The organism is Photobacterium aphoticum, from assembly GCF_001029435.1.
GTDB lineage: Bacteria > Pseudomonadota > Gammaproteobacteria > Enterobacterales > Vibrionaceae > Photobacterium > Photobacterium aphoticum.
The window spans coordinates 31,591-46,221 of the sequence record NZ_LDOV01000037.1; the positions used below are offsets into that span (position 1 = coordinate 31,591).

Annotated in this window: 9 protein-coding genes; 6 read left to right on the forward strand and 3 right to left on the reverse strand. The window is 48.2% G+C overall.

What is annotated here, in order from left to right:
• Window positions 1-136: 136 nt before the first annotated feature.
• Window positions 137-2,137 carry a replication initiator protein RctB domain-containing protein gene (locus ABT58_RS18745; protein WP_047875977.1) on the reverse strand — a complete coding sequence of 667 codons (2,001 nt, stop codon included), beginning with the start codon at window positions 2,135-2,137 and terminating at the stop codon, window positions 137-139.
• Window positions 2,138-3,057: 920 nt separating this feature from the next.
• Between ABT58_RS18745 and ABT58_RS24130 the strand changes: the two genes are divergently transcribed.
• From ABT58_RS24130 to ABT58_RS24510, 5 genes are all read left to right on the forward strand, one after another.
• Window positions 3,058-3,219, forward strand: a complete 162-nt coding sequence (locus ABT58_RS24130; protein WP_156168829.1) for a hypothetical protein — start codon at window positions 3,058-3,060, stop codon at window positions 3,217-3,219.
• Between the two features lie 323 nt (window positions 3,220-3,542).
• Window positions 3,543-4,757, forward strand: a complete 1,215-nt coding sequence (locus tag ABT58_RS18750; RefSeq protein WP_047875978.1) for an AAA family ATPase — start codon at window positions 3,543-3,545, stop codon at window positions 4,755-4,757.
• Between the two features lie 8 nt (window positions 4,758-4,765).
• The gene (locus ABT58_RS18755; RefSeq protein ID WP_047875979.1) at window positions 4,766-5,743 is read left to right on the forward strand and encodes a ParB/RepB/Spo0J family partition protein; all 978 of its coding nucleotides are present in this window, start codon (window positions 4,766-4,768) and stop codon (window positions 5,741-5,743) included.
• A 137-nt stretch (window positions 5,744-5,880) separates the two neighbouring features.
• Window positions 5,881-7,986 (forward strand): GNAT family N-acetyltransferase, encoded by a 2,106-nt coding sequence (locus ABT58_RS18760; protein WP_047875980.1) that lies wholly within the window; start codon window positions 5,881-5,883, stop codon window positions 7,984-7,986.
• Between the two features lie 782 nt (window positions 7,987-8,768).
• Window positions 8,769-8,891: a hypothetical protein gene (locus ABT58_RS24510; RefSeq protein ID WP_268248406.1), complete on the forward strand. Its 123-nt coding sequence runs from the start codon at window positions 8,769-8,771 to the stop codon at window positions 8,889-8,891.
• A 1,643-nt stretch (window positions 8,892-10,534) separates the two neighbouring features.
• Here the strand turns inward: ABT58_RS24510 and ABT58_RS18765 are convergent.
• The gene (locus ABT58_RS18765; protein ID WP_047875981.1) at window positions 10,535-12,502 is read right to left on the reverse strand and encodes an EAL domain-containing protein; all 1,968 of its coding nucleotides are present in this window, start codon (window positions 12,500-12,502) and stop codon (window positions 10,535-10,537) included.
• Between the two features lie 572 nt (window positions 12,503-13,074).
• On the opposite strand from ABT58_RS18765, the gene pdxH reads away from it, so the two are divergent.
• Window positions 13,075-13,719, forward strand: coding sequence for a pyridoxamine 5'-phosphate oxidase (gene pdxH / locus ABT58_RS18770; protein WP_047875982.1), 645 nt, complete (start codon window positions 13,075-13,077; stop codon window positions 13,717-13,719).
• Window positions 13,720-13,786: 67 nt separating this feature from the next.
• Here pdxH and ABT58_RS18775 read toward each other — a convergent pair whose 3' ends face one another.
• Window positions 13,787-14,497 carry a helix-turn-helix transcriptional regulator gene (locus ABT58_RS18775; protein ID WP_047875983.1) on the reverse strand — a complete coding sequence of 237 codons (711 nt, stop codon included), beginning with the start codon at window positions 14,495-14,497 and terminating at the stop codon, window positions 13,787-13,789.
• Window positions 14,498-14,631 lie beyond the last annotated feature (134 nt).

Consider the following 14,631-nt stretch of genomic DNA (forward strand, 5'->3'; position numbering starts at 1 on the left):
ATGAAACAAACGGTCTGTCTGTTCTTTGATGCCAACTAGGATACGGGATAGTACGGGGTTTGTGTGAGTAAAATGCAAAAAAATCCGGTGCCGACTGACGTGGGCACCGGATTGGAGAGACTTTGTTCAACGCGGGTTAGCGGCCGCTGGCGATATCTTCTAACGCCGTGATCACCGATTCATTCATGTGACCTTCAAACACCAGTTTGCAGACCTTACGACGAACCGCGAGGCCCGAAATCAGCTTTTCAATCGACAGGTGGCGTTCATCCTGCTGGCCATTATACAACTCAATGGTTTTGCTCAACGTTTCGTACGGCACGATGTCCCCAGCCACACGTAGCCAATCGAGCTTCTCTAACAGCCCCTGACACTCTTCACTGATAGAGGCAGCAGAATGCCCTGTCATGGCCGATAATGCCGTGATACTGCGTTGTAGCGCCTCTGGAGAGGTATATTTCGATAACGTGATGGTCAGTTCGTCTGCATTGATCTCCACCAAATGCTTACGCAACTTCACGCGGCGGCCCAGTCGGCCTTTGCTGCGTCCCTCTTTGCGCTGGATCGGTTCAAACTCACCGTCAATGATCTCGGAAAGTTGATCAAGCTCCTGACGCGGCAGGATCTCATTACGCAACGGGTTCGGCATGGTCGGCGCCATGGATCGTTTGCCTTCGTTGGTGGTTTTCGCGCGCGAGAAACGGATCACTTCATCGGCATCACAGCGAATATCGATCTGGTAATCGCAATAACGTTTGTCCTGCTCGTGCGGATAAATCGTTAAATGATAGCCCCACAAATTCACCGCAAACATGTTGTCAGTGATCTTGCCTTCCGCCAGTTTACGCAGCTCGCGGATCAGATCCGATGAAAAACGACGCCATTCTATATTACGTGCAAGCTTTTGATTTAGCTCGCTTAATAACATGGAGTCATTGACACGGCGAGACATGCGACTACGAAAAAATGTGTATAACTGGAACACCAAGGTGTGTTGTCGCAAGATTTCCGGCGGAAACAGGAAGAAGTAGTCACGGGTCAGCAATTCATCGAAAAATGACGGCTCCCACACCAGGATATATAAATTCGGCTTGATACGGATCTCGCCATCTTCGCGCTCCTGTGGCGCTTCTTCGGAGGCCGTAATGGTGCGCGCCAGAAAACGGAAGCGATCACTTTTGAAGCCTTCCGGCATGTTTTCACTCATCCAGCGACCGGTTAATTCATGCAGCTGAAAATCGGTAAATTCAATGCGATCAATACTTTCCCGGATCGAATCACGGGCAGGTCCACTGTCTTTTTTGCCGCGCAAGGCCAAGATATCCGTGATGTACACCGGCGTTTTGTTGGTCATACTGCGGGTTTGAATTTCGTAATCCGCAATGTGGTGATCGTGGTATTGCACCGTTAAGGTGAATAACGCAAACAGGGTCATGAGATCATCCACTGTCATGATCGACTTGGATGATCGTGTTTCGATGATCGCTTTGGTGCCGCTGATCGCCACCATGGATTTCTGGTAACTTTTCTTGGTGCGGGGTGGTGCTAACGCCTGATCAATGATCCCGGCCCAACTGGTCGGTGACACCACAATTTGATCCGCTTCATCCGGCATGGTTGGCGGCGTGCCGAGGCCATGTTCGCTCAGTAACTGGCGATTGACATGGTTTTGCGCCAAGGCCTTTGAGCGTTTCTGTTTTTGCTGTGCCCGGCTCTGTTCAGAATTGAGGCTGCCTGTGCCCAGTTGCGAGATCAACAACGCCGGGTTGATGAAGTGGTGTAACATGGTTTTACCCGCTAACCCTTCTTCAAACCGAACCGGTTGTTGCTTGAACAAGCCCACATTGACGGCAGCGCGCAAACGTTGCTGGATAGCGGCACGGGTTAATTGCCCTTCTGTCGCTTCAACCAACTCCGTGGTCGATACCATCCCATCCTGGCAAGTGAGGCCACGTAATGAAATGAGATTCAGCAATTCGATGATGCTTTTTGTGACCCCTTTGAAATGTTGATATTGGGGTAACCAATCAATCAGGTTCGTTGGGATAGCAAATAAGTGCCCATCTTTGTGGGATCGTGGCGCCGAGATCAATATTTTTTCTTGGTGCTTATTGTCCGGTGAGGAAGCTGAATTCATTTGTCATTAGCCGTATATGCATCATTTTTCCGAGAAAGATTAATAGAAAAAGATCAAGAAAGAAAGATCTTTTATTGGCTTTTTTTAATCTGATCTTTTTTGATTATTTTGATCTTATTGTTTAACTGATCTTATGATCTGATGGATTTTACCCGCCTAACATACTGTTTTTAATTGCATTATTATTTTGCGCTATAGGAACGATGATCAACAAGCAGACGGAAACGTGATCAAATACATCATGAAACGATGATCATCAGTCACAGGGAAGTATGATCATCATTATCCTGTAAACATGATCATCAGTGACCGGCAAGCATGATCATGACTCACGCAAGGCTTTTGCACATAGTTATCCACAGATGTTGTCTTTATCCCCTTTCATGGTGCCATTTTTCCTCGCTGTTTGTTGTGCTCTCCGGCGTTTTTGGTGTGATTAGCTCGGTTTTCCCCTTGGAAGCATGATCATGTTCGTGTGTTTTGACCGTATTTGGCCGTTGCTTTGCCATGCGTAAGCGGTTGAATGCGTTCAACAGACCAAGATTGTGGTTTTTTCCATCAATATTGAATCGACAATTTCCGTAGTTCCGTCGCTGAATCTCATGTGTCCGGTACGGAGCGATGATCAAGTCATTGAATGTGTATTTGAATTTGACGCTTAAGGCGAGAATAGACCCACAATATCTCCTTCATGGCGCCTTTATATGGCGGATAAAGCCTTATCCGTCCTGCATTCACCGTAATTTGACGGACTTTTCTCATGCTTCCGGTGGTTGGGAAAAATGATCCGAGATCACTTGATCATCGATCCGTTGAGGTGAAGTTGATCTGACGCTGCTTTAGGTGAGGATTTACAGTCAAAATTACCTTGATCATCGTTGCCGATCTTACGGTATCAGCTCGGAGGCATGATCAAGGTGATGGGGAATGTACATACCCTATCGTGCGCGATCATTGTCGATTTCAGCCTGATCGTCAAAGGGCTATCGCCTGTACAGCGGGCGATCATGATGAAATCCCTCTATTTCATGCTGTTTTTCCTCTCTTTCTCTCCCCTCGCCGCTTGCTCGCTCATTTCATAAACAATCTCAGATACGCAGAGTCTGGCCCGCGCCTGTTTCAGTCTGTCTGACAGAACCCGTAATTTAGCCAAAAAACTCACGCTTCCGGTAAAGTCAGTGATTTACATTGTAAAATAGTGACGCTGTAACATTTGAAATAATGAGATTGTTGTGAGTGATTATAAGTAGAATGCGCGTAAATTAACGCATCAAATTGGCTGTTTTTTGCCTCATGTTTCGCTTTCCGCTGAGATAAATATCACACAAGTTTGTTCAGCACTTTGTTGTTTTGGTTGTATTTTGCTGTACAATTGAGCGCAAACCCTCAATGGCGAATACAAAGAATGAACAGGGAACAGACCATCGAAAATTTGCTCAACATTGCTGAGCAGACGAAACAGGTACAGGCAGACCGAATTGAGATCGTATTGGAGGAGCGCCGCGAAGAGCTGTTCCCTCCGATGTCGAAAGCGTTAATGGAAACCCGTTCTGGGTTAACGCGCCGTAAATTGGATGACGCGATTTCACGTATGGAAGCGGCGGGCCATCAATTTACGAAAAATAATGCCAACCACTACTCCATTACCTTGGAAGAAGCCCACAAGTTAATGGCCGCTGCGAAAAAGCCGGCGTTTCATGAACGTGAAGGTGCAGGGCGCAAACCGTGGATTGTTAACGTGCAAAACCAAAAAGGGGGCACGGGTAAATCCATGACAGCGGTCCATTTGGCCGCATGTTTGGCGTTAGATTTGGACAAACGTTACCGTATCTGTCTGATTGACCTCGATCCACAGGGCTCATTGCGTCTGTTTTTGAACCCGCAGATCAGTGTGGGCGATCAGGAAACCATTTACTCGGCGGTCGATGTGATGCTGGGTAACGTGCCGGAAGGCCAGGTGATGGACAAGGATTTCTTGATGGGGAATGTGGTGATGCCGACCCAATACCCGAACTTGAAGACCATTGCTGCGTTCCCGGAAGATGCGATGTTTAACGCCGATGCGTGGCAAGATCTTGCTGAAAATCAAGACCTTAACATCGTCCGTTTGCTGAAAGAGCGCGTGATCGACACCATTGCGGATGAGTTTGACATCATCATGATTGACACCGGCCCGCACATCGATCCACTGGTTTGGAATGCCATGTATGCGTCCAATGCGCTGATCATTCCGTGTGCGGCGAAGCGTCTGGACTGGGCTTCCACCGTTAACTTCTTTCAGCACCTGCCGACGGTGTATGAAATGTTCCCAGAAGAATGGCACGGTTTGGAGTTTATCCGTCTGATGCCAACCATGTTTGAGGACGATAATAAGAAGCAGGTTTCGGTATTGACCGAGATGAATTACCTGCTGCGTGATCAGGTGATGATGGCTACCGTACCACGTAGCCGTGCCTTTGAAACCTGTGCCGATACCTACAGCACGGTGTTTGATCTCACTGCAGCAGAATTTGAAGGGGGTAAAAAGACCCTATCCACCGCCCAGGAAGCAATTCAACGTGTCGGCCTTGAGCTGGAACGTGTGATGCACAGTCACTGGGCAAATCTAAACCGGGAGTAAACTGACAGATGGCAATCAAAACCAAAGATCTTAATGCGCGTCTGTTTGGCAAGGCGGATAAACGCCGCGCTACAACACCGATGGAAGCGCAAACTGCCGCCAAGGATAAGGCTGCTGTGATTGAACTGGCGGTCGCCGGTGAGGAAACGGTCGCGTTTGAACTGGTGAAAATTGCGGCCTCGCAAGTAGCGGATAAAACCCGTGTTTTTGCAGAAAATGCCCGTGAACAGGCCTTTTTAAACGAACATGCACTGGCGGATATTCTCAATACGCTTAAAGATCGTGGTCAGCAGTACCCTGCGGTTGGCCGCTGGTTAGACGATGGCTGCATTGAAGTCCTCGACGGTAGTCGTCGTCGCATGTCCTGTATCTTGGCGGAGAAAGATTTCCTTATCTATGTCGGTAAGGGGATCAACAGTGAACATGCGAAATTCTTGTCGGATGTGGCCAATGCCCACAAACCGTTATCCTTGTTTGAGCGCGGTAAAGAGATGCAGTCGCTGCTTGATTCCGGCAAAGTCGCGGATCAAAAAGAGCTAGCGAAGTACTGTCAGTGCAGTGAAGCACTGGTCAGCGGTGCCTTGAAAGCAGCGGCGCTGCCGATGGAATTGCTGATGGCGTACCCAAGCGTTGGGGAATTAGGCCGTCCGACCATTGTGAAGTTGCACCGTTTGTTTTTTGCCCTGAACAATGAGCAGCAACAGCAGTTTGTTGCCAAGCTGGGTAACGGCGATCAGGCGATGTGGAAAACCATCAATGCCAGTGGGATCACCCGCATTACCCGTGAAGTGACAAACCAACTTGAGCATTTGGGCGAAACCTTTGTACCGAAAAAAGTGGAGGCAGAAAAGCCGAAACCGCAAGAATTGGTGAAAGGGAAAATCAGCTATTTGCGTGATGGTGATAAGCTGCAACTTAAACTCAAAAAGCTGACTGAGCGTCAAACCGAAGAGATCCTGGCCTATCTGGCGGATTATCTGAAGTAACGCGAACGCGATCGGTTATCGCTTCGGCTATCCTGCGATACACCCTGTTGAAAACCACGTCGTTGTGACGTGGTTTTTTTTCGTCTATTGTCCGGGCATTGGTATGATGGGGCGATTTCGATGTAATGAGCGTGGCTATGAAGGCAGTAAACGAATTTTTAGGGGCGTTGAGTCAAACCGCCAAGCAAGCACACTGCCGGTTCTTGGTGGTGGTGAGGGGCAGTGAAACCTGGGCCAAGACGGTCAATGAGGCGTTGATCCCCCATTATGTCTCGCCACTCTATTGCGGGCCGAGTCTGGCATGGGGGACTGATGCGCAATGGGTTCCGTTTAAGCTGGCTAAAAAGTGGCTCGGACGGGAGTCTGATCTGCTGATGATGAATGGCTATGATGGCGTTGATGCGGAGGCTGTAGGGGCATTATCCGGTACGGTGGTCGGCGGTGGCTTGATGGTGTTGATGGTGTCGTCCGATTTTGGTGGTATGACGGACAGCCGTTTTCATCAACGGTTAGCGCGCCATTTTTCGGCGCTTGGCGTGGTGGTGTTGAACGAAGATCAGGCTTTACCTTTACTGCCTGGTGTGCCAGCTGACGTATCTGTTGAAGAGGAGGTGGAAGCGCAGCCACAGGTATCTGCCCCTTTGCCGTTTGGCGCGCTGACGCCCTGCCAAGCTGATGCCATTATGGCGATCCGTCGTGTGGTGACCGGCCACCGTAAGCGCCCAGTGGTGCTGACAGCGGATCGTGGTCGCGGAAAATCTTCAGCATTGGGACTCGCGGCGGCCAGTTTGTTGGCTGAGCGAGGCGGCCATATCGCTATTACGGCGCCCTCTTATGCGGCGGCAGAAACGGTGTTTCGCCATGTTGCTTTGCAAGCCGGTGTTACCTTCACCCAGCAAAGAGCGCTGGAGTGGGGAGAGGGGCGTATGACATTTGTCGCGCCCGATGCTTTACTGGTTGAGTCGAATGAGTATGACAGTGTCTTTGTGGATGAGGCAGCGGCGATCCCGGCCCCGTTATTGGCCGGGTTGTTAGCACGGTTTAGCCGTTTAGTCTTTGCCAGTACCGTACACGGTTATGAAGGCACGGGACGGGGATTCGCGGTCAAGTTTCGCCAGATGCTCGATGCCGCCATGCCACAATGGCGCAGCGTAACATTATCCACCCCAATACGCTGGGCGATGGATGATCCGTTGGAGCTGTGGGTTTTTGAAGCGTTGTTGTTAAATGCAGAGTTGCCGGTGAGTGTGTATTCGGCGTCTGCGCATGTTACTCACCAGCGCATTTCATCCCAGCATTTACTGGATAACGAAGTCTTGTTGGCAGGGGTTTTTGGGTTGCTGGTTAATGCCCATTATCAGACATCGCCGGCTGATTTGGTTAATCTACTCGACGATCCGGCTTTGCAGTTATTTGTCTCGACGGTGAATGAGCAAGTGATCGCATGCGCTTTAGTCATGGAGGAAGGCGGCTTTTCTGATGAATTGATCGGTGCCATTCAACGCGGGGAACGCCGTCCGAAGGGGCATTTATTGGCGCAATCTCTGGCCGCACATGTCGGTATTGGTGAAGCGGCGGCACAACGAGCGGGACGCGTTCTGCGTATTGCGGTCCATCCTGACTGGCAACAGCAAGGCATGGGTTCAGCGTTGTTGACGGTTATTCAACAATGGGCCACTACACGTTGGGATTATCTCGGCACCAGTTTTGGTTATCTGCCTGAGTTGTTCGGGTTTTGGTTACGCAATGGCTATCACCCTGTGCGGTTAGGTTTTACGCGAGACGCCACCAGTGGCTATCCTTCTTTGCTGTGTGTGCTACCGTTATCGCAGAATAGTCAAGCGTGGTGGCCGACGGCACAAACGGTGTTTTCGGCAACGTTATCGGCTCATTGGTTTGATGGGTATGCCTCGTTATCTGCGCAGCAGGGTTTACCGTTGTGGCGCTATCAGCAGATCTCTTTTCCTTCATTGCCCGTGCTGCCGGCATCCTTGATGGAACAACATCTGATTTTATACACCCAAGGGGGATTAGGATTAGAAGCGGTGCAGCCGGCTTTGCAGCAATGGCTCCAACAACAGTTGTGTTCTGTGGTCGATGACAACACCGAGGGATTGGCGCTGGTGTTCGCCAAAGTTATCCAACGTAAGGGATGGGCTGATGTAGTCAATGAGTTTGGATTGACGGGACGTAAGCACGCCGAGCAGGCGGTACGTTTATTTGTTCAGACCCACTACTGTTAAGTGAAGGGGAGTCTGTTTTTCTTCACCTTACTGTGGCCATGTTTTTACCTGTCAATTTACACTGTAAATTCATGGTATCAGGATTTCATTGAAAGCGCCTTTTGGCGCTTTTTTCTAATTTACACTGTAAATTTCAGCCTTCCTATTTTCTTGCCTTTTTCTGTTCTGTCCATTTTTACCCCTTACTCTCCTATGTCGCCATCGCCGTTGTTATGAACAAGAAGAACCGCTTTGTTCAATGAACGCGTGAGGTTTAGCGTGGTTAATGTCATCTTGTGCCAGACTCTCAGCGCCCAGAAAGGCAGCTTTCCCGACGTGGCGTTGCTGGCTCAGACGCTACTTTATGCCCAAATGAGTCAGCCTATGGGCCTTGTTACGAGAGCATTTGAATGAGTGGCAAATCTCGTGGCATCGAGAGCAAAGCACGGAATCATTCAGCGTTGGTTTTCTGATACTTGGATGAAGATGGGGGCGCTCTCCGTATAGCATCGCAAGGATACTATACGGTATGGTGTGTTGTATAATGTCAACGTTCAGCAAATGCTGATTATTACGCCTTGATGGGAAGCATCAAACATGCCGCGCTCGCGCATATTTCGGCATGGATTGAATGAGGCTAAACGATAATGTTTAGGCTGTGATGATGGTTGCTGCGTACACATCTCATCGAGTGCGGGGACACGATACGCTGTGGCAAATGGCAATCATCAGTGTTGATATGCCAATCGATGTAAACGCCCTTCATGCCATTTAATATAGCAGTCAGCATTTATGCTGCCTTTATGGCTGAGCTTAGTGCCAGAGCGATTGAGATCAGCGCCATCAGCCAGGATATTTACGATGAGTGTGCTACCAACAAAGCGATGCCGCATGATGCGACGACATTCAGTGACGCTTCTCAGTAAGGCTAACGGCGCAGTCATCATTACGTAGACTATTTACAGTGTAAATTCAATATTGGGGATGGCGCTTTGAACGACAATGGATGTGTGAAAGTGACGGCTTGAGTCAATCACAGACTGTGCTAGATCCCATTATTATCGCGTGTTGATTGTTGTTTCAATATCAACACACCTCTCAGTGTGACGGCAATACAGGTGTCATACGTGTCATCAATATAAATAGGGAATATGAAAAGGAAAATGAATCGGAAGGATGCGTTTAATAGTATGAGCCGCTTAACCAATCACATCGCTCAAGAGGCCGGTATCCAGTCGCATTCATGAATGAGTGTGAGAGGGGGCGGATGGCGACACAGGATGATGGGGACAGGCCTTTGTGCGTATCATTTGCTGCCCAAGACAAGGTGTCGCGTTGACTGCAAACGGGTTTTGAAAGTAAGCACGAGCGTGCCCCAAAGCAGTGATCAGTGATTTCCATTGCATGATGGAATGTCATTATTATCTGTTTATCTGTTTATCTGTTTATCTGCTTGCCTCGTGTCGTTACTGACCTTGTATGAACAAGGTGCGATGATGTTCTTTCATGATGTATTGTTCGTGCGCACCATCATTGCATACCGTTATAGAGAGCAATGGAGAGATCGAGGTTAGATAGTGTTAAAGGGCGGGGATTGTCGTTCGTTGGCAGGGCTGGAATGATGGCTTATTGATGGGAGAAATCTTTAAATTTTTTATCACAGCTTAATTCACTTCAGTTGAACATAGTGATGATTTAACTTGCCTCTGTGAGTACATACCTGAATATGTCGCAATGATTGGCTTCTCCTATCTTCTGTCCAATTAAGCCGGTCCTTGGTGGGGGAATGAGAAAGGGTAGGACGTCGAGCCTAATATCGAGCACTTAACATTGAGTACAGTGCCGCTGCTTAGGGGCTCGAACGAATGAAACGCCAGTGAGTGTTGCGGGAGCGCAAGCTTAGTTAAAGGCGTGTCACGCACGGTGAGGGGCAAGTTCAGGAGTCATTGTCTTCTGGCATGCAATACAGCCCAGTGGCGTTTTGTAGGGGTTAACATTGTATGGCGTGGCGAGAACCAAAACCTGATATGACATTGAGAATTCGAAACCGCGAATGAGAACCCTAAAAATAGAAAACTAAAATGAGGATCTGTTTGTCGTCCTACGGGTCTCTGAAGCGCTGAGAATGTTGCCCTATAGGAGGCTTGGTTGATGGAGCCATCCCCTCATATCTGTGCGTTCTCCCTAGTATTGGCTGTGTGTGAGCGGGCGAACGGAAGAGAAGGGAATAAAAGGGAAAGCGGCTATTATTGATTGGCAGCGAGTACTGAGAACACAGCGCCAGAGCGCGAGAGGTTTAGCGTCGGGCGTCATGGACGTTTTTCAAATCATCAAATGCTCTGTCTATCCTCGTTTGGCTTTTTGTGACTATTCATAAAATGAGTTTATGGGCAATGTCTTTGTGCTATGGCGTGATGCCTGGATTTCGTCAGCCTTCCGCCGCTCTGTTTGCAAGAGACACGGGCTAGGGAAGACACGGAGAACAGGGGCATTCAGGCATAAAAAAACCGCCTGGAGGTCAGGCGGTTTGGGGTATTTACAGTGTAAATGATCAGAGGTGCATCACACTTTAGGTAAAGAGTGCCGGCTGAATCGGATTACCGGATGAAGCTTTCACTTGCTGGTTTTCAATGATGTAGCCTTGGAAACCACTGACAAACAGATCGGCTAAGCGATCGAGTTGCGTTTCCGTTTCTACCCGTGTGGCGATGGTCGTGATATTCAAGCTATGCGCTGTGCGAGAGATGGACGACAGCAAATTAATCTTCACCTGATCATTGAGCTGATGGGTGTACGAGAAATCAATCTTGACGTAATCCGGGCGGAACTCACGTAAGTAATCCAGCGACTTCAGATAGCGGCCATAATTATCCACCCCCATCCCAAATTTGTAGAAGCGGATTGCCGAGCACAGCAGGCTGCATGAGTCCGGTGTGCGAACAAAGCTGGTCTCTGGGATCTCAAAGTAGATACGCGAAGACAGACGCTGATTACGTTCCATCAATTCGGTCAGCCAGCGAATGAATGCAGGATCGCTCACACTGTTTGATGTCACGTTAATCGCAATCGGGCCAAAGCTCGGGTTGGCATTGAGCATATTGATGTGATGCGCAATGACATGACGGTCAAACTGTACACCGGCACCCACATCCTCAATCGCGCCCAAGAATTGCGACGCCCCGTACTGCTGGTTGTTCTTACGGATTTCAGAGAACACTTCGTAGTGCAGGATATTGTTGTTGTCGTCAGCAACTGGCTGGTACGAATACTGGATCAGGTTGTTATCAATCGCTTCTAACAACAGTGACTTCCATTGCTGCTTACCAAACGAGATCGGCTGCTGAGAATCATCAGCAATGGCTAATGGCTCGGCCGGGGTCAATGCCGCTTTCGCCAGCACGTTATCCAGCTGCGCCAACAACTGTGAAGCTGTACTTGGTTGGTGTACCACTAACATACCAATGCTGACGCTGTCCGGGTAATCGATATGATGACGCTGTTGCAACTCGCTGTGAACGGTATGCATGGACTCCGCAATCACTTTTAGCTTCTCTGCGGTGATATTCGGCGCCAGTACAGCAAACTCATCGTACGACAAGCGGGCAAGGGTCACATCACTGTGGATGATATTGGCATTGAGCTCTTCCGCTAACGAGTGGACAAACTTATCACCGATTTCAAAACCGGCTTCACGATAAATATCATCAATTAAGGTGGATTTTAAAATGATCAAACCGCCCTGATGAGAGTCAGACAGCCAGGAGTTAAGTTGGTTAATAAAGTAGTGACGGTTACCCAAGCTAGAGACATTATCACGATAAGCTTGTTCTTTTAGCTTGATGGCTTCGGTAGCCTGGCGCTTAAAGTTGGCTTCAAGTTGCGCAATCAAATGATTGATCATCTTGGTGATATCACGCCCTTCTTTATCCAGCGGTATCGGCAAGGGGCCAGAGAACTGGTTATTTACAATATTGCTGTACTGCGCGGCAATTTGACTGATTGAGCGCAACTTACGTTTGAGCATCAACAAAGCCAATAATCCCAACACAACACAAACGCTCAGTGCAAAATAAATAAAGACCTGAGTTTGCTGCCAAAGCTGCTGCTGCCAAGGTGCGGGCAGTAAGGCAATGCGCAGTGTGGCAAAAGGAGAGAGATCTTTATACAGGGTACGTGAGGTTTCAAATGCATCGAACTGTGCCAACATGGTGAACCATTCCGGTTGATGGAAGGGTTGCGAAGATTGTTGGGTATATGTTTTACTGCCATCAGCTAACACCAAACTAACAGAAATGCTCGCTTGGGTTTGCGTGATGGAACGTAAACTGCTATTGATGATATCGTCGGAAAGCAGTTCGACATTGTTGAAGGTCTTATCGAGCAATGTTTCAGACAGATAGGCTTGCGTTTGTAATTGGATTTCTGCTTGTTTGGCGAGGGTCGATTTTACGGCAAAAAAATGACCCGCCACAGCGCTGAGGAGCAGCAAACTTAAGCTGAAAAAGATCACGTTAAAAGTATATTTGGCGATAGTCATAAATCATTCTCAAATAGCGCTACACGGGTTAGACCGAGGGTTGAGCATTGATAAATCAGTTAGTTAGCCTATAGCAATGCCTTTTACTAAAATAACAAATTTTTGCGTCAAATTGCCGTCAATACGTATTTGGTATTGGCAAAGCTAGACTTGCATCTTAAATAAATGTAATGCGAGTGCCGCTTGCAAGTTGATTTAAAGTCATAGACATAGGTTTACGCCTTAAACGTTAAATTGTTCTTGCTCAATATGAAATCGAATGGATGTTTATGAGTGCGGTTTTGCGATCTGAGCCTTGATCCACCCTGTCCCTGTCCGAGGGAATGGTGTGAATTGTGTATCAATTTGACTTTTTTTGACTTTCGCCTGACGTCCTCCATCTTTTCTTTATTCTTCCGCTATGTTTAAGCCGGTCAGACAAGGTGTAATATTTGTCACACAAAATAAACGGGTACCGGTGTTGCTGTTGTGAATACCATTAGATGGGGAAATCTGGCTGATCGAAGCATTCACGCTGGCGAGGGGAAAAAGGAGTCGCTATAGTGTGGACGTTATGATTAATGGAGTGAACAATGGAATTGTCTGATATTCGACGTGATTACACCAAAGGTGGTCTTCGACGACATGATTTACCGGCACAACCTGAAATCCTTTTTGATCAGTGGTTGAAGCAAGCCATTGAGGCACAGCTGACCGATCCGACAGCAATGACGGTTGCGACGGTGGATGCAGATGGCCAACCATTCCAACGGATCGTGTTACTCAAGCATTTTGATGAAAAAGGTTTTGTCTTTTACACCAACTTGGGCAGCCGTAAGGCGATGCAGTTGGCGGATAACGCAAAGATCAGTTTGCATTTTCCTTGGCATCCTCTTGAACGTCAGGTGCATATCACCGGAACGGCGCAAAAGTTGTCAGCGCGAGACGTCTTAACCTATTTTTCTTCCCGTCCGAAAGAAAGCCAGCTCGCCGCGTGGGCAAGTCGCCAGAGTTCCCGCTTAAGTGCACGCCAAGCCCTGGAAAGTAAATTCATGGAGCTGAAGCAAAAGTACGCAAAAGGGGAAGTGCCGGTACCGACTTTTTGGGGAGGTTACCGTGTCACAGTTTCTTCGATGGAATTTTGGCAAGGTGGTGCACACCGTTTGCATGATCGCTTCTTATTTACCCGCCAAGCGGATACACCGTCGACTTGGGACATTGAGCGCTTAGCCCCTTAATAATTAACCCCTTAATAAATAGGGACGTTAAATGCGGCAAAAAAAAGAGCAGTCTGACTGCTCTTTTTTATTCTTTCAAAATCACGGATAGCTGACGTTTGAGCATGCTCTCGGGAATATGGGAGCCAAACCCTTGTTCAAGGGCGAGATCAATCAACTCACTTTTTGAGTTGGCATTGAATTTTTCACGCAGTCGCAGTACGTAGTTCTCCACCGTTTTCACCGACAGCCCAAGCACTTTGGCCATGTACTGAGGTTTTTTGCCATACAGCAGCAAAAAAAGGACCTCGGATTCTCGCGTATTGAGCAGAATACGTCCCTGTGGCTGTACCACATTGAATGACGCTTGCTCTTTGGGATCCATGCCTGCGGCACGACAAATCCAGTGGCCCACTTCCAAGATGGCGGTATCCTTCAGCTCAAGGCCGGAAAAGATGGTACCGACAATGGTATCGTGTTCATTTTTCCACGGTGTTTTGGTAAACAAATGGGCGCGCCAGCGGCCATCAGCATAAGGGTGGATATCTAATACGCGAATGCGTTGACCGGTCGTGATCACCAATTGGTCTTGTGCCTGAAATTCTGTCGCACACTCAATGGTGGGGCTGGGCATATCAAAATCACTGCGTCCGATACAATCTAAATGATGATCGACCCCAATCATTTCGCCGTATTCCTCGTTGGCATACACGAAGATGGAATTTTTATCTTTACATCCCCAACAACCAGGTAGCTGATTAAATATATGTAATAAAGAAGGATCGACGCTATTTTTCACGTGGAAATTGCCTGAACGCACAACGATTAAAAACAAGACGCAGTTTAAATGAATATGACGAGGTTACAATATCTGGGTGACGGCTTTTTGGGCATTAGGAAATAAAAGCGAAAAAAAAGCCGGTCATTAAGACC